Here is a 16,317-nt window from a genome sequence, read left to right on the forward strand (position 1 = left end):
GGGAAGAACAGGAAAGTAGGAGGTTGGCTCTTGGCTCTTCTGGATGACGTCAAAAGCGAACTGGCCGCGATTGACAATGAGTTGCCTATCGCGAAGAAATCGCAGGCGACCGCGATGATTCGGTTCGGCAACGGCTTGCACTCAGTGGACCGCCACATTCTCGTACAGGCGCAGTTCGACTCCCAAGACGCGGCCTTATGGCTGCAGGACACCATCAGGAACCTTTATGGCCACGAGGCCACGCTCACTCCGGTCTCCAGGCAGACCACCGCAGGTATAGTGCAGCGTTTCGTGGTTCGCGTGCCAAAAGGCAGCGCCGCGCTAGTGCTGCAGACCGGCTTGTACAGCAGATACGCCAAGACCATGGTGCTGGGTCTGCCAAGCGATATCATCAACGGTAAAATCGCCCAGATCAAAGCGGCGTGGCGTGGCGCGTTCCTCGCCGCCGGGCATTTGTCGGATCCAGGCAAAGCCAGCTATCTTGAAATCGTATGCCCGAATCATGAGGCCGCTCTGGCTCTGGTATCCACCGCGCGGCGCCTGGGCATCACCGCCAAACCGCGCAAACTGCGCAGTTCCGAACGCGTGACCTTGCGCGATCCCGATGCGATAGAACGCATGCTCATCCTTATGGGCGCACCGCATTCCGCCCGCGAATGGACCGGCAAGCGTTCCGATGGCGAGGCTCGTGGAAAGGCGAACCGTCTGGCCAATTTCGATGACGCCAACATGCGGCGTAGCGCCAAGGCCGCGGCGGAGGCCTGCGACAAGGTACGTCAGGCGTTCGAAATCCTCGGTGATGACATCCCAGACAATCTCAAATCCGCCGGTCAGCTTCGACTCGATCACGCAGATGCGTCCCTTGAGCAATTGGGACGTCTGGCAGAACCGCCGATCACCAAGGACGCGGTCGCCGGACGCATCCGCCGACTGCTCCAATTGGCGGAGAAAACGGAGAAGGCACGGCGTCAGTCCGCCTGATTCGAGAGCCCGTGAATACGAAACGCCATGCGTGTTTTCCAACGCATGGTGTTTTTTGTTCGTTTGGGCTTGTATTATGCATAAGTGGCAATATGGCCATTCCACGCTTATAAGCGGCTAGGAAAGGATATACATGAAGACACTCAAGGATCTTGGAGATCTCAAGGGCAAGCGCGTTCTGGTTCGCGCCGATTTCAACGTTCCGCTGGACGGCACCACGATCACCGATGATGGTCGTATCAAGGCTGCTCTGCCGACCATCAAGGCTCTGCGCGAACAGGGTGCGAAGGTCATTCTGATGGCTCATCTCGGCCGTCCGAAGGGCAAGGTCGTTCCGGAACTGTCCCTGGCTCCGGTCGCCGCCCGTCTCGGCGAGCTGCTCGGCATCACCGTTCCGCTGGCCGCAGATACCTACGGTGAGGACGCGCAGGCCAAGGTCGCCGCGATGAGCGACGGTGATGTCGTGCTGCTGCAGAACGTCCGTTTCAATCCGGAAGAGACCAGCAAGGATCCGGAGGAGCGTGCCGCATACGCCAAGAAGATCGCCGCCCTCGGCGAAGTCTTCGTGTCCGACGGCTTCGGTGTCGTGCACCGCGCACAGGGTTCCAACTATGATGTCGCAGCCGATCTGCCGGCCGCTGCCGGCCTGCTGGTCGAGAAGGAAGTCAAGGCGCTGTCCCGCGCCACGGTGAACCCCGACCGTCCGCTGACCGTCGTGCTCGGCGGTTCCAAGGTTTCCGACAAGCTCGGTGTGATCGACAACCTGCTGGACAAGGCCAACCGTCTGGTCATCGGCGGCGGCATGGCGTACACCTTCCTCAAGGCCAAGGGCTACGAGGTCGGCACCTCCCTGCTGGAAGAGGATCAGATCGAAACCGTCAAGGGCTACATGGAGCGCGCCGAGAAGAACGGCGTTGAGCTCGTGCTGCCGACCGATGTCGTCATCAACCCCGTCTTCCCGAAGTCCGATGAGGACATCGCTCCGGAAGTCGTGGCCGCCGATGCCATCCCGGCCGACAAGATGGGTCTGGACATCGGTCCGGAATCCCGCAAGCTGTTCCATGACAAGATCGTCGATTCCAAGACCGTCGTGTGGAACGGCCCGATGGGCGTGTTCGAGGTTCCGACCTTCGCCGAAGGCACCAAGGCTGTGGCTCAGGCTCTGGTCGATGCCACTGCGGCCGGCGCGTTCACCATCGTCGGCGGCGGCGACTCCGCTTCCGCGGTGCGCAACCTCGGCTTCCCGGAGGATGGCTTCTCCCACATCTCCACCGGTGGCGGTGCCTCCCTCGAGTTCCTTGAGGGCAAGGAACTGCCTGGTCTGAAGGTGCTTGCCTGATTTTCGGATCATGAAAGAGGTGCTTCCTCATCGTCAAATGGGGAAGCACCTTTTTGCATGCTTCGCATACAATGACACTGGACGAGGTTTTCGTCCAGCTGAATATGGATGGGAGTGACGATTATCATGACGTCAAAGCGAATCCCCTTGGTGGCCGGCAATTGGAAGATGAATTTCGACCATCTCGAGGCGACGTATTTCATCCAGCAATTCGCATGGAAACTTCGTGCCATCCACTTCGACCACAAGCGTTGTGAGATTGCGCTGATGCCGTCGTTCACCTCGCTGCGTAGCGTGCAGGTGGCCATAGAATCGGACAACCTGAAAATCCGTTATGGCGCGCAGGCCGTGTCGGTCACATCGCAGGGAGCATTCACCGGCGATGTCTCCGCGGACATGATCGCGCATCTCGGATGCTCATATGTGATTGTCGGCCACTCGGAACGACGCAAATACCATCCCGAGGACGATGCGAACATCGTCGACCAAGTGCGTGCGGTGCTTGCGGCCGGCATGCAGCCGATTCTATGCGTCGGCGAAAGCTACGAGGAACGGCGCAAGGGAATCGAGCTTGACTTCGCCGTTGGCCAGGTACGTGACGTGACTTGCGACCTGTCCGATGAGGAAGCGGCGAAGCTGATCGTGGCGTATGAGCCGGTATGGGCTATCGGCACCGGCATGGTGGCCACACCGCAGTCGGCGCAGGACGCGGCCAAGGCCATCCGAAACGACCTGTCGGCCACGTTCGGTACGGAGGTCGGCGAGACGGTACGAATCCTGTACGGCGGTTCGGTATCGTCGAAGAACGCCGTGGAATTGATCAGGGAACCGGATGTGGATGGCTTCCTCATCGGCGGCGCCGCGCTGAAGGTCGATGAACTGACCCGGATCTGCAAGCTGACCATGGAAGCGACGTCCTGAAAAACTTTGGAAAACCTTGGTATGACGCTCGCTTTTTTCAATACCATGCGCTATTGTTAATAGGAGTGTTTACGAACTGGAGGTTCACCCGTGTCCGCTATGGCTACCGTCAAGCTTGTGCTGCAGATTCTTCTCGTCATTCTCAGCCTCTTGCTCACCCTGCTCATTCTTATGCATAAGGGCAAGGGTGGCGGCCTGTCCGATATGTTCGGCGGAGGTCTCACCCAGAATGCAGGCTCCTCCGGTGTCGCTGAAAAGAACCTGAACCGTTGGACCGTCATCATCGCCCTACTGTGGGTGGCCATCATCATCGCCCTTGGCCTGATGACGAAGTTCAACCTCATCTGAACAGCGTAGCGAATTTGGCCCATGACCGGTTTCCCGCGGTCATGGGCCAAATTCGTTTTCGGACACGACATTTCCAAAGGATTGGTATGAACTCGACAAACAACAGGCATGACGTGGCAATGGTCGTCGCCGACCTGGACGGTACGTTACTGCATGACGGAGAGACTTTCGAGGATCGTTTCCTGACGAAACGTTCCATCGACAGCATCAACCGCATGCATGATGCCGGCATCAAATTCGTGGTGGAAACGGCCCGGCCGGTCAGTACAGGCTATTCGTTCGTTCAGGAGCTTCCCGTCGATGCCGTGGCCTATCTCAACGGAGCGTTGTTGGATTTCAATCCGTCGGCTTCCGATTACGATATGCTCACGTCGCCGGAGCTTCCGGACGATGGACACCTGCGGAAAATCGGGTTCTCATCAAAACGCGCTTGCGAGGTCTGCAAGTATCTGCTGGACAAGTTGCCCGACATGGAAGTGGGCATCGTTATGGACGATGTCAGATATACGAATTTCGATGTCACGAAATATTGGAAGACACAGACCTGGCGCTACACCGATTTCAACGATGTGCCGGAGGGCACCGCAGACAAGCTGATCCTGTTCCCGAACAAGGAGCAATGGGATCAGGTGGGGAAGATCATTCCCGACGATTTCGACGTGCACATCTCCGAGGGATCACTGTGGATGCTGATGAATCCCCAAGCCAACAAGGAGCGGGCACTAGGTATTTTCGCCGATCATATGTCCACTTCATTGAATGAGACGGTTTCATTCGGCGACGATCTGGTGGATATCGCCATGCTGCGCGAATCCGGCAGGGGAGTGGCCGTTGCGAACGCCAATCCCGACGTGCTGAAGATTGCCGATGACATATGTCCCGCGAACAACGATGACGGTGTGGCTCAATGGATCGAGAGCAATCTTCTTTGATGCACGTCCGCACCATAATTGAACTTGCCGATTGACAACATAACCTATACTCGTTCATGAATTGAACTTGCCGCGTTTCATGGTGGGTTTGCATGCTATTCTTTAAACTGGTGTTTGACGAAATTGAACCGGAAGGACAGGCATGACGGAATCATTCTCAACCCGATTGAACAATGCCATGGCATTGCGCGAACTCAAGCAGATTGATTTCGTACGTGCCGCGGAAAAGTTCAATATCAAGCTCGGCAAAAGCCATATGAGCCAATACGTCAGCGGAAAGAACGTTCCCCGTGCGGATATCGCGCATTTCCTTGCCGCATATCTGCATGTCAATGAGGACTGGCTGATGGGTGCGGATGTTCCCATGGAGGAGCACGCCGCCAATCTGCCGGAACCTTCCGACGAGCCCTTACAACACGATGACGCAACAACCGAGCAATCGACAGAAGGAAAAAAGACCATGCGCACCTTTACCAAATCCCACAAGCTTGACAATGTTCTCTATGATGTTCGTGGACCGGTCGCCGACGAAGCCGCACGCATGGAGGCCGCCGGAACCCATATCCTGAAGCTCAACATCGGCAATCCGGCGCCGTTCGGATTCCGCACGCCGGACGAGGTCGTCTACGACATGTCGCAGCAGTTGCCCGACACCGAAGGCTACTCGCCGTCGAAGGGTCTGTTCTCCGCACGCAAGGCCATCATGCAATACGCGCAGCTGAAGAACATCCCCAATGTATCCATCGATGACATTTACACTGGCAACGGCGTCAGTGAACTCATCAATCTGTCCTTGTCCGCGTTGTTGGACAATGGCGACGAGGTGCTCGTCCCGTCCCCGGACTATCCGCTGTGGACAGCATGCGTGAACCTGGCCGGGGGCACCGCCGTGCATTACATCTGCGATGAGGATTCCGAATGGTATCCGGACATCGACGACATGCGTTCCAAGATCACCGACAAGACCAAGGCGATCGTCATCATCAATCCGAACAATCCGACCGGAGCCCTGTATCCGAAGGAAGTGCTCCAGCAAATCGTCGACCTTGCACGCGAGCATCAGCTCATGATCTTCTCCGATGAGATCTACGACCGCTTGGTCATGGACGGTCTGGAGCACGTCTCCATCGCGTCCCTCGCACCCGACCTGTTCTGCGTGACGTTCTCCGGATTGTCGAAATCCCACATGATCGCCGGCTGGCGCGTCGGTTGGATGGTGCTGAGCGGCAACAAACGCCTCGCCAAGGATTACATCGAGGGCCTGAACATGCTGGCCAACATGCGCATGTGCTCGAATGTGCCAGCGCAATCGGTCGTGCAGACCGCTTTGGGCGGCCATCAGAGCGTCAAGGATTACCTGGTTCCGGGCGGACGCATCTACGACCAGCGCGAGCTGGTATACAACATGCTCAATGACATTCCGGGAATCACCGCGGTCAAACCGAAGGCCGCGTTCTACATCTTCCCGAAGATCGATGTGAAGAAGTTCAATATTCATTCCGATGAGCAGTTCGCGTTGGATCTGCTGCATGACAAGCACATCCTCATCAGCCATGGCGGCGCGTTCAACTGGCATGAGCCCGACCATTTCCGCGTGGTGTATCTGCCTCGCATCAGCATGCTGAAGGAGACGATCGGAGAGATCGGCGATTTCTTCAGCACATACTGGCAGGCTTGATTTTCGGCTTGTCCCGATTCTTCGTTGAAGGCCGCGATGTTATTATGTCGCGGCCTTTTTCTTTTCCTGCGGAATTTCTCATAGATATAAAAGAGGGTTCCCATTCCATATCGAATGGGAACCCTCTGGTTTTCTACCCGTTTAACGGAGCTGTATCAGCGAATGATTCAGCCGTTGACGCGGTCGATGCCAGCCTGGACGTCGGCGAGGACGGTGTCCCAGGACTTGATGAAGGCAGCAACGCCGTCAGCTTCCAGCTTGTCGGTGACATCCTTGATGTTGATGCCGAGCTCGGCCAGCTTGTTCATGATGGCGTGGGACTCTTCGTAGGTGCCCTTGATGGACGGAGCGCCGTTGCCGTGATCGGCGAGAGCGTTCAGGGTCTTCTCCGGCATGGTGTTGACGACGAACGGAGCAACCAGCTCGTCGACGTACTTGCAGTCAGAGTAGGCGGCGTTCTTGGTGCCGGTGGAGGCCCACAGCGGACGCTGCTTCTTGGCGCCCTTGGCCTCGAGCTCGGCCCAGCGCGGATCGTTGGCGAACTTGTTCTCGAACAGTTCGTAAGCGAGGCGAGCGTTGGCGACTGCGGCCTTGCCTTCGAGAGCCTTGGCCTCATCGGAGCCGTTGGCTTCCAGCAGCTTGTCCACGGCGGTATCCACGCGGGAGACGAAGAAGGAAGCGACGGAGCCGATGCGCTTCAGGTCGTGACCGTTGGCAGCAGCCTGGGCGATGCCCTCGATGTAGGCGTCGATGACCTGCTCGTAGCGCTCCAGGGAGAAGATCAGGGTGACGTTCACGGAGATGCCCTTGGCCAGGGTGGCGGTGATTGCCGGCAGGCCTTCGAGGGTTGCCGGGATCTTGATCATGGCGTTCGGACGGTTCACCTTTGCCCAGAGTTCCTCGGCCTGCTTCTCGGTGGCCTCGGTCTCGTGAGCCAGACGCGGATCCACTTCGATGGAAACGCGGCCATCAACGAAGTCGGACTTCTCAGCGACCTCGCGGAAGATATCGGTGGCGTTGCGGACGTCGGTGGTGGTGAGCTCGCGCACTGCGGTCTCAACGTCGACCTTGCCCAGTTCCTTCAGCTGCGGATCGTACGGGCCGACCTCGTGCAGAGCCTTCTGGAAGATGGACGGGTTGGTGGTCACGCCGACAACGTTCTTGTTGGCGATGAGATCCTGCAGAGAGCCGGACTCGATGCGGGAGCGGGACAGATCGTCCAGCCAGATCGAGACACCGGAATCAGAGGTGCGCTGAGTTGCTTCAGTCATTATTTTTTCTCCTTGATACCTTTTTGAATCAAATCTTTGTTTATCAGTGAGAGGGGAGAGGCGCACATGTCCGCGCCTCTCCCCGTGACATCACTTGGCGGCTTCGGCTTCGGCGATGGAGGCCTTGGCGGCTTCCACGACGTGCTCGGCGGTGATGCCCAGATCGATCATGTTCTGAGCGCCATCACCCTGCAGGCCGAACTGCTCGATGGACACCGGCTTGCCGTAGGAGCCGAGGTACTTGTACCACGGCATGGCAACACCGGCCTCGACGGAGACGCGGGCCTTGACGGCGGCCGGAAGCACGGCCTCCTTGTACTCGGCGTCCTGCTCCTCGAACCATTCGAGGCACGGCATGGACACGACACGAGCCTTGACGCCTTCGCCGGCCAGGGTCTTGGCGGCAGCCACGGCCCACTGAACCTCGGAGCCGGTGGCCATGATGATGACGTCCGGAGTACCTTCGGTGTCGACGAGCACGTAAGCGCCCTTGCGCACGCCGTCCTTGGCCTTCTCGGCGGTCTCGGCGAGAACCGGGACGCCCTGACGGGTCAGAACCATAGCGGTCGGCAGGGTGTTCTCCTTCTCGAAGAAGTAACGGTAGGCTTCAGCGGTCTCGTAAGCATCGGCCGGACGAGCGACCTCAAGCTGCGGGATGGCGCGGAAGGATGCCAGGTGCTCCACCGGCTGGTGGGTCGGACCATCCTCGCCGACGGCGACGGAGTCGTGGGACCACACATACAGGTTCGGGATCTGCATGAGGGCAGCCAGACGCACGGCGGAACGCTCGTAATCGGAGAACATGAAGAAGGTGCCGCCGTACGGACGGGTGTGGGAGCCCAGCAGGATGCCGTTGGTGATGGTGCCCATGGTGAACTCGCGCACGCCGAAGTGGAGCTGACGACCGTACTTGCTGCAGTTCGGCCACTGCTTGGTGGCGCACTCAGCCGGGGCGAAGGTCTCAGCGCCCTTGAGGTCGGTCTTGTTGGAGCCGCCGAGGTCGGCGGAGCCGCCCCAGAGTTCCGGCATGACGGCTGCGATGGCGTTCAGGGTGGAGCCGGAAGCGCCACGGGTGGCGACGTTCTTGCCGACTTCGAAAGTGGCCTCGAGGTCGTCGATGGCCTTGTCGAAGCCTTCCGGAAGCTCGCCGGCCTTGATGCGGTCGTACAGGGCAGCCTTGTCCGGGTTGGCCTTGCGCCATGCGTCGTACTTCTCGTCCCATTCCTTGTGGGCTTCGAGACCGCGCTCGGCGACCTTGCGGGCGTGAGCCAGGGCCTCTTCGTCAACGTGGAAGGACTCCTCCGGATCGTAGCCGAGGAGCTTCTTGAGGCCGGCGACGGCCTCGGCGCCCAGCTTGGAGCCGTGGGAGGACGGGTCGTTGGTCTTGCCCGGGGTCGGCCATGCGATCAGGGTGTCGACCTTGATGAGCTTCGGCTGGTTCGGGGCGGCGGCGCGGGCCTTGGCGATGGTGTCGGCCAGGCCTTCGACGTCCTCCTTGTAGGAGCCGTCGGGCTGGATGAAGCTGAACTCGTCGGTGTACCAGCCGTATGCCTGGAAGCGCTTGAGCACGTCCTCGGCCAGCACCAGGTTGGTGTCGCCTTCAATCTGGATGCGGTTGGCATCGAAGATCACGGTCAGGTTACCGAGCTGCTGGTTGGCGGCGAGGGAGGCGGCCTCACCGGAGATGCCTTCCTCGATATCGCCTTCACCGCAGATGACCCAGATGTTGTGGTCGAACGGGGACTCGCCTTCCGGAGCTTCCGGATCGAGCAGGCCACGCTGGAAACGCTGGCCATAGGCGAAGCCGATGGCGGAGGCGAAGCCCTGGCCCAGCGGACCGGTGGTCATTTCGATGCCCGGGGTCAGGCCGTATTCCGGATGACCCGGGGTACGGGTGTCAGCGCCGCCACGGAAGTTCTTCAGATCGTCCAGGGTCAGGCCGTAGCCGGAGAAGTACAGCTGGACGTACTGGGTGAGGGAGGCGTGACCGCCAGAAAGGATGAAGCGATCGCGACCTTCCCAATTGGGATCATTCGGATCGTGCTTGATGAAATGCTGATACAGGGTATAGGCGATAGGCGCCAGGGAGACGGGGGAACCCGGGTGGCCGTGTCCCGCACGCTCAACCGCGTCGGCCGACAGGACCTTGGCCATCTTGATGGCGCGTTCGTCCAGCTCGGTCTCCTTGAATTCGGTCATGGATTACTTTCCTTCCAATTGGTCGGGCCGCGTATCCGGCTTGTGCCGAGCGCATGACGCCCTCACATTGCGATTCCCATAGTAGCGACGTGAGGTGACGTTGCGGTGGAATTTTGGCGTGTTTTGGTAGTTTGTGTTCTGTTAACGCTCACAATGAACATTCGAATTCACATGGGATGTCTGGTCTGTGTCATATCGCTCAACATCAAGCGCCGCAAGGCATGACATCAGACGGAAACACTACTCCGAAAGCGAACCGATTAGCACTCTGCGGCCCGGAGTGCTAGTACTGGGTAAGAAATATTCCGCTTTCAGGCGCGTCTTCAAGATTCACATGGAAGGAGAGGACACGCCGACGGATATTTCGGATGTTCATTTATAAGGAGGTGCGCATGACACAGTCAAGACGCATGCTGGTGCTGCGTGCCGTGGTGGAGGACTACATACGCTCCCAGGAACCGGTGGGATCCACCACATTGACCCGGGACCATGAGCTTGGCGTCAGCTCCGCCACCATACGTAACGACATGGCGGCATTGGAGGACGAAGGTTACCTTATTCAACCCCACACATCCGCCGGCAGAATTCCGACCGAAAAAGGCTATCGCTATTTCGTCGACCGTTTGGCGACGGTCGTTCCGCTGTCCGAAGCGCAGCGCCGCGGCATCAACAGCTTCCTGTCGGGTTCCGTCAATTTGCAGGACACATTGCAAAGGGCCGCCCGGCTGCTGGCGCAGATTACAGGCCAAGTCGCCGTAGTGGCCGCCCCATCGCTGTCGAAGTCGACGTTGCGGCACATCGAAATCGTCCCCGTGTCCATCAATACGTTGCTTGCCGTGGTGATCACCGATACCGGCCGTGTTGCGCAGCATATCCTCAACATCGCGGAATTACCGGATTCTGCGACCCTCACGCATCTGACCAACGAAATCAACAACCAATGCGCAGGCGCTTCTTTGACACGTACCGCCGATTACGTGCGTCAAATGGGAGCACGCAAGGAGTATCGTCCGATCAACACGCTTGTGGAGGCTCTCGCGCGGGCTTTCGATGGCATGGCCGATGATGAGAGAGCCGGAGAGCTATATATGGCCGGCACTTCACGGCTCGCCCATCAACGCACCGTGGCCGATCTGGCACCACTGTTCGACGCGTTGGAAGAACAGGTCGTGCTCATGAAACTCATGAGCTCGCTCAGCGAGACCACCCAATCCGACGGAGTCGGAGTGGCGATCGGGTCCGAAACGCATACCCCCGGACTGTTGCACGCCTCCGTAGTGACCAGCGGCTATGGTCATACATCCGCGACGAATACTGATGAAGCGGAGAACGGGTCGCACGCATCCGGACAGACATTCGAGAGCGGGACCGATCAGGATTCGGACAAGAGCACGCTGCAAACGGGGGAGCCGGTCGCCTTCGTCGGATCGATTGGTCCGACGCATATGGATTACGCGGCTACCATGGCCGCCGTGCGCGCGGTCGCCAGATATCTGACGGCCTTCCTTGCGCATGACGAAGGCCAATCGTCCGACTGACCCCGCCTTATGGCACAATGACACGCAGAACCAACAGGGAGAAAGAACAACCGTGACGGACTATTACGAAGTGCTGGGCGTCGACCGCTCCGCAAGCGAGGACGAGATCAAAAAGGCGTATCGAAAGATGAGCCGCAAATATCACCCCGATATCGCCGGTCCGGAATTTGAAGACAAATTCAAGGAAGTCAACAACGCATACGAGGTGCTGTCTGATCCCAAGAAACGCCAGATGTTCGATGCGGGCATCGACCCGAATGATCCGAATGCCGGTGCCGCTGGCGGCGGATTCAACGGCGGGTTCGCCGACATGGGGGACATCTTCAATATGTTCACCGGCGGCGCGTTCGGCGGCGCCACGGGCGGTGGTCCGACCCCTCGCACGCAACCGGGACGAGATGCGCTGGCCACGGCCACTATCGATCTGAAAACCGCCGTGTTCGGAGACACGACGCACGTCAAGATCAACACTTTCGGATTGTGTCAGGACTGTGCCGGCACCGGATGCCAGAAGGGTACCCAGCCGACTCAATGCCCCGACTGCCATGGACAGGGATACGCGCAGCGCGTGGTGCGTACCATGCTCGGCCAGATGATGACTACCGCGCCTTGCGAACGCTGCGAGGGACACGGAACCATCATTGAGAAGCCATGCCCGTCCTGTATGGGCCATGGTCGCATCCGCGTCACCCGCAATGTCGGCGTGGCCGTGCCGGCCGGTGTGGCCAACAACACCAGGCTACGTCTCGCCAATCAGGGCGAAGTCGGCGAAAACGGCGGCGTGGCGGGTGATCTGTACGTCGATATCCGTATCAAACCGGATGACACGTTCACCCGCGATAGCGACGATTTGCATTGCTGGATCAGAATACCAATGAGCTGGGCCGTTCTGGGCCATGAGATCGAGATCGACACTTTCGATGGAAAGCAGACACTGGATGTGCCCGCCGGCAGTCAACCAGACGATACTGTGACATTAAAGGATCTCGGTGTCACCCATCTTGATAACAAGAACGAGCGTGGCGATTTGGTGGCGCATATCATGGTGGAGATTCCGAAGAAGCTGTCGGACGACGAACGTGACCTGATTGAGCGGTTCGGCGAGTTGCATGATGCAGATGCCCAGCATGTATCCGTGAACTCCCGTCCGGCCTCCGGATCGAAGAAGGGATTCTTCTCCAAGCTGAAGGACGCATTGCGCTGATTTGATATCGCAGCGGTATGACATCGCTTCGATGGAAGAAGGCCTGTGTCCCGAGGAGATTCGCCTTGGAACACAGGCCTTCTTCCATAGTCACGGAAATTTACCCGCTATTTGAGCAGCGACCTGCACATGGCGCGGTATTGGCTCACATAGCCGCCGCCGAAGAACACGCAGTGGCCTGCGATGGGGTAGAGCTGCCACAATGTGATACGATCCCGCCATCCGGCCTTGAGCGGATGGACGGATTGATAGCCTTCGAGAATGTCCGTCAGGTAAGACATACCGAACAGGTCAAGCATGGCAAGATCCTCCTCACGGTGTCCGCCGTGCGCGGCCGGATCAATAAGGACGGCTTCGACATTGCCGGAATCCGCGGTCCACATGACATTGCCGCTCCAAAGGTCGCCATGCACTCGTGCCGGCTTGTCATTGGCGGCCTTGCCAAGGATGTCGGGCAATGCGTCGATGACGGCTTCCGTCAGTTCCATATCGTAATCGGTCAACTCTCGACGTTTCATGCCCAGGCGAACCATCGGACGGAGTCTGCCATCGGCCAAATAGGTGGCGACATCGTCCCAGTCGCCGGTATCCATCGGAACCGGATCCTGCAGCGGGCCGAAATAGCAGGTGCCTTCGTATCCGTCCGGAGCGGATCCGAAATGGTCGGCGCCGGCGTCATGCATGTGGGCAAGAGCCGCACCGAAATCACGGGCTGCCTGGATGGTCGGTCCGCAGGCGTTCACGCGTTCGATGTCGAGGTAGTCCTTGCCCCAGTCGTACACATCGACTACGCGCGGGCCGCCTTGGGAATGCGCCGAGCCAAGCCATTGAAGGCCTCGGCCTTCGCATTCGAAGAACCCTTCCGGACTGAACGCCCTGCTTTTACGGTATTTGCCCATGATGACGAAACTTCCTTCCATACCGGGACACAACAGATCTGGCTCCATTGTGTGTATGGTTTGGGACAACCCCGCCGGACGTTTTCAAAAACTAGACCCCACTCGCTACTCTTGGTCACGGAAAAGCAGACGAAACCTATTTCCTACGATTAAAAGAGGGTTCATGAATTTCTTCCAAGCGATTTTCCTTGGCCTGGTCCAAGCGCTGACCGAATACCTGCCAGTGTCCTCCAGCGCGCATATCCGCATCATCGGCGATCTGATGTTGGGCTCCGATCCGGGCGCCGCATTCACCGCCATCATCCAGATCGGCACCGAGCTTGCCGTGATCCTGTATTTCCGTCATGACATCATTCGTATTCTTGGCGCATGGTTCGGCTCCCTGTTCGGCAAGGATGGCAAGGACTTCAAAAGCCGTATGGGCGCCCATAACCGTGACACGCAGATGGGTTGGTTCATCATCATCGGCACACTGCCTATTCTGATTGCCGGCCTGCTGTTCAAGGATGCCATCGAAAGCACGTTGCGTAATCTGTGGATCACCGTCACCGTATTGATTGTCTTCGGTATTCTGCTGTGGGTGGTCGACGCCCGGGCCAAGCAGGTCAAGACCATGGAGGAGATGACCTGGAAGGACGCACTGATCTTCGGCATCGGCCAGATGCTGGCGTTGATTCCTGGCGTCTCTCGTTCCGGCGGCACCATCACCTTCGGTCGCGCAATGGGTTATACCCGTGAGGCCGCGGTGCGTGTGAGCTTCCTGATGGCTATTCCTGCCGTGTTCGGAGCGGGTATCCTTGAAGCCGTCTCCGCCGTCAAGGATGTGGCGGCTGGCGATGCGGGCATGTTCCCCGGTTGGGGCGCCACCATTGCGGCGACCATTGTGGCGTTCGTGGTCGGCTATGTGGTGATTATCGGCTTCCTGAAGTTCGTGTCCACATTCTCCTATAAGGCGTTCGCCATCTACCGTATCGCGTTGGCCGTCGTCGTGGCGTTGCTGCTGATCTGCGACGTGCTGTCTCCAATGGAGGCCACCGCAGCCGCGTGACGTAGATCCGGCAACCATATCTAGAAAATCCCGGTCGTATGAATCGACCGGGATTTCTTGTATTCGGATAAATTCGTAGTCCGGTCAGACACCGTCGCGTAGGAAGGATTCCGCCTCACGGATTAGCTCCTCGCATGCCGGCATGCCATTCGACGCGATTCGTTTCGCCTGCGCGTCCAGATCGTAATCACGCTCCAGACGTGCAAGATAGTCACCAGTATGCGTGCTCGCCACCAACTCGTCAGCCTGCGCACGCCATTGCGCGGCTTTTCTAATCAGATCGCCCTCGGCAAGAGGGTAGCCGATCGTCACGGACAGGGCACGCAGAAGCTCCAGCGTGCCCTGCATGCATTCGGCATTGGCGCTGTAGTGCGGCACGGACACCCACATGGACATCGTGGAAAGACCGGCTTCGGAGGCAAAGGCGTCAAGGATGTTAGGAATGCCGACCGGCCCATTGTATTCCCTGTCGGATTCGCATTCGCAACCGCTTTTGGAGATGTCCAGCGGCAGTGGCCTTGTGTGCGGGCATTCGTCGAACATGGCTCCAAGCGTGATGACATCGTTGACGCCATAATCCTCGGCGATGTGCAGCGTTTGCGTGCAGTATTCCTTCCAACGGTAATTGGGTTCCGGCGCGATCTGGGCAAGCAGATGCAGCACGGGGGAGACCGCGATGTCATAGAACGTGGTCCTAGGCCAGATAATGCGTTTGCGTCCCTGCACGGAGCAGATCATGGGACGTGCCACCTGATAATCGTAGAAATCCTCGTTGTCGATGTGACGTACTTCCTGTGATTCGTACCGTGACACCAGGTGCCTGATGACGTTCGTCGCAGCCTGGTTCGCATCGTTCCATCCTTCGAACGCGGCGACCAGCAAGGTCTTCGGCGTTGCATTCTCCTCACACATGTTTTCAATGTATACCGGAAACGGGTGGTGCGCCACACGCTTCAGCCATTGGTGAATGACATCATGAGCAAGCGCGACACGCGGACTTGCAAAATGCGTGGATGCGGTTATAGTAAATACTCGTGCTCAGGCAGTGAAAAGCCTAAGACATGCGGACATAGCTTAGTTGGTAAAGCGCAACCTTGCCAAGGTTGAGACCGCGGGTTCGAGTCCCGTTGTCCGCTCTAGGTTCCGATTGATTATCGACCTTCATGGTGGGTTAGCCAAGCGGTTAGGCAGCGGCCTGCAAAGCCGTATAGACGAGTTCGACTCTCGTACCCACCTCTCTTCATGCGGGATTTCGATTCCGCATGATATGACAACCCGGGCGGTTGGCGCAGAGGTAGCGCACTTCCCTGACACGGAAGGGGTCACAAGTTCGAATCTTGTATCGCCCACTGGAGCGTTGCTCCATATAAATCAATATCGGGTGATTGGCGCAGCGGCTAGCGCACTTCCTTCACACGGAAGGGGTCATAGGTTCGATTCCTATATCACCCACAGTTGTTTCATCCCGGTTCTGCCGGGTTTTTGTTTATTTGCCGTTCTTTACTTTTCCTCTGCGTAATAACGTCGTCCGCAACGATGTTCTCGACGGCTTTCCATCTTTGATTCCCATGATTTGGCAATCGCAATACAAGAAAACACGATGAAAATGCAAAGAAACAGATAAGTGGGACACGACTTTTAATAAGTGCATTTATAAAATGCTTATCGTAAACAGAAAAACAAACAAGACGCAGGGGCGTCACAGCATAACAATAAGAAAAGGGAACTCCATGAATAAAAACAAGCTCTTCTCCGCAATCGTCCGTGGATTCGAAATGCGCGGCATCAGCGCCCTATCCTCGGTAGCCGGATCCGCTTCGGTCAACGACGCATTGCAGGAAATCATCGAGACGCGCCGCTGAGATACTAAGGATTCCAGAAAAATCCTTCTTGAAAATCGCCCGGAACGTTCCCCAGATACGACATTCCGGGCGATTTCCTTGTATATCGCCTCCCCAG

Annotated in this window: 14 protein-coding genes and 4 tRNA genes; 14 read left to right on the forward strand and 4 right to left on the reverse strand. The window is 58.0% G+C overall.

What is annotated here, in order from left to right; genetic code table 11:
• Positions 1 to 30 precede the first annotated feature (30 nt).
• From whiA to OU26_RS00965, 6 genes are all read left to right on the forward strand, one after another.
• Positions 31 to 981 (forward strand): DNA-binding protein WhiA, encoded by a 951-nt coding sequence (whiA, locus tag OU26_RS00940; RefSeq protein WP_026646029.1) that lies wholly within the window; start codon positions 31 to 33, stop codon positions 979 to 981.
• 133 nt (positions 982 to 1,114) lie between these two features.
• Positions 1,115 to 2,320, forward strand: a complete 1,206-nt coding sequence (locus OU26_RS00945) for a phosphoglycerate kinase (protein WP_026646030.1) — start codon at positions 1,115 to 1,117, stop codon at positions 2,318 to 2,320.
• A gap of 126 nt (positions 2,321 to 2,446) precedes the next feature.
• Positions 2,447 to 3,241: a triose-phosphate isomerase gene (tpiA, locus tag OU26_RS00950; RefSeq protein WP_026646031.1), complete on the forward strand. Its 795-nt coding sequence runs from the start codon at positions 2,447 to 2,449 to the stop codon at positions 3,239 to 3,241.
• A 99-nt stretch (positions 3,242 to 3,340) separates the two neighbouring features.
• Positions 3,341 to 3,589, forward strand: coding sequence for a preprotein translocase subunit SecG (gene secG / locus OU26_RS00955; RefSeq protein ID WP_003809205.1), 249 nt, complete (start codon positions 3,341 to 3,343; stop codon positions 3,587 to 3,589).
• Between the two features lie 86 nt (positions 3,590 to 3,675).
• Entirely contained in the window at positions 3,676 to 4,521 is an 846-nt protein-coding gene (locus OU26_RS00960; protein WP_026646032.1) for an HAD hydrolase family protein, read from the forward strand.
• 142 nt (positions 4,522 to 4,663) lie between these two features.
• Complete coding sequence (locus OU26_RS00965; protein WP_081815612.1) at positions 4,664 to 6,199, forward strand: aminotransferase class I/II-fold pyridoxal phosphate-dependent enzyme; 1,536 nt, start codon at positions 4,664 to 4,666, stop codon at positions 6,197 to 6,199.
• A 167-nt stretch (positions 6,200 to 6,366) separates the two neighbouring features.
• Here the strand turns inward: OU26_RS00965 and tal are convergent, their stop codons facing one another.
• Positions 6,367 to 7,470, reverse strand: a complete 1,104-nt coding sequence (gene tal, locus OU26_RS00970; protein ID WP_026646034.1) for a transaldolase — start codon at positions 7,468 to 7,470, stop codon at positions 6,367 to 6,369.
• A 90-nt stretch (positions 7,471 to 7,560) separates the two neighbouring features.
• Entirely contained in the window at positions 7,561 to 9,669 is a 2,109-nt protein-coding gene (tkt, locus tag OU26_RS00975; RefSeq protein ID WP_026646035.1) for a transketolase, read from the reverse strand.
• A 392-nt stretch (positions 9,670 to 10,061) separates the two neighbouring features.
• On the opposite strand from tkt, the gene hrcA reads away from it, so the two are divergent.
• Positions 10,062 to 11,207: a heat-inducible transcriptional repressor HrcA gene (gene hrcA / locus OU26_RS00980; RefSeq protein ID WP_026646036.1), complete on the forward strand. Its 1,146-nt coding sequence runs from the start codon at positions 10,062 to 10,064 to the stop codon at positions 11,205 to 11,207.
• A gap of 52 nt (positions 11,208 to 11,259) precedes the next feature.
• Positions 11,260 to 12,411 carry a molecular chaperone DnaJ gene (gene dnaJ / locus OU26_RS00985; protein WP_026646037.1) on the forward strand — a complete coding sequence of 384 codons (1,152 nt, stop codon included), beginning with the start codon at positions 11,260 to 11,262 and terminating at the stop codon, positions 12,409 to 12,411.
• Positions 12,412 to 12,518: 107 nt separating this feature from the next.
• On the opposite strand, the gene OU26_RS00990 is transcribed toward dnaJ, so the two are convergent.
• Positions 12,519 to 13,310 (reverse strand): fructosamine kinase family protein, encoded by a 792-nt coding sequence (locus OU26_RS00990; protein ID WP_026646038.1) that lies wholly within the window; start codon positions 13,308 to 13,310, stop codon positions 12,519 to 12,521.
• A gap of 163 nt (positions 13,311 to 13,473) precedes the next feature.
• Here OU26_RS00990 and OU26_RS00995 point away from each other — a divergent pair, with 163 nt between their 5' ends.
• On the forward strand, positions 13,474 to 14,358 hold the full coding sequence (locus OU26_RS00995) for an undecaprenyl-diphosphate phosphatase (protein WP_026646039.1): 885 nt from the start codon (positions 13,474 to 13,476) through the stop codon (positions 14,356 to 14,358).
• 84 nt (positions 14,359 to 14,442) lie between these two features.
• Here the strand turns inward: OU26_RS00995 and OU26_RS01000 are convergent, their stop codons facing one another.
• A complete protein-coding gene (locus tag OU26_RS01000; RefSeq protein ID WP_026646040.1) occupies positions 14,443 to 15,270 on the reverse strand; it encodes a PAC2 family protein in 828 nt (275 codons plus the stop codon).
• A gap of 151 nt (positions 15,271 to 15,421) precedes the next feature.
• On the opposite strand from OU26_RS01000, the gene OU26_RS01005 reads away from it, so the two are divergent.
• From OU26_RS01005 to OU26_RS10600, 5 genes are all read left to right on the forward strand, one after another.
• Positions 15,422 to 15,494: transfer RNA gene (locus OU26_RS01005), tRNA-Gly, on the forward strand.
• Positions 15,495 to 15,523: 29 nt separating this feature from the next.
• A tRNA-Cys gene (locus tag OU26_RS01010) sits at positions 15,524 to 15,594 on the forward strand.
• Between the two features lie 41 nt (positions 15,595 to 15,635).
• Positions 15,636 to 15,707, forward strand: a tRNA-Val gene (locus OU26_RS01015).
• 30 nt (positions 15,708 to 15,737) lie between these two features.
• Positions 15,738 to 15,810, forward strand: a tRNA-Val gene (locus OU26_RS01020).
• Between the two features lie 278 nt (positions 15,811 to 16,088).
• Positions 16,089 to 16,220, forward strand: coding sequence for a hypothetical protein (locus OU26_RS10600; protein ID WP_272944583.1), 132 nt, complete (start codon positions 16,089 to 16,091; stop codon positions 16,218 to 16,220).
• Positions 16,221 to 16,317 lie beyond the last annotated feature (97 nt).

This window comes from Bifidobacterium ruminantium DSM 6489 (assembly GCF_000770925.1).
GTDB lineage: Bacteria > Actinomycetota > Actinomycetes > Actinomycetales > Bifidobacteriaceae > Bifidobacterium > Bifidobacterium ruminantium.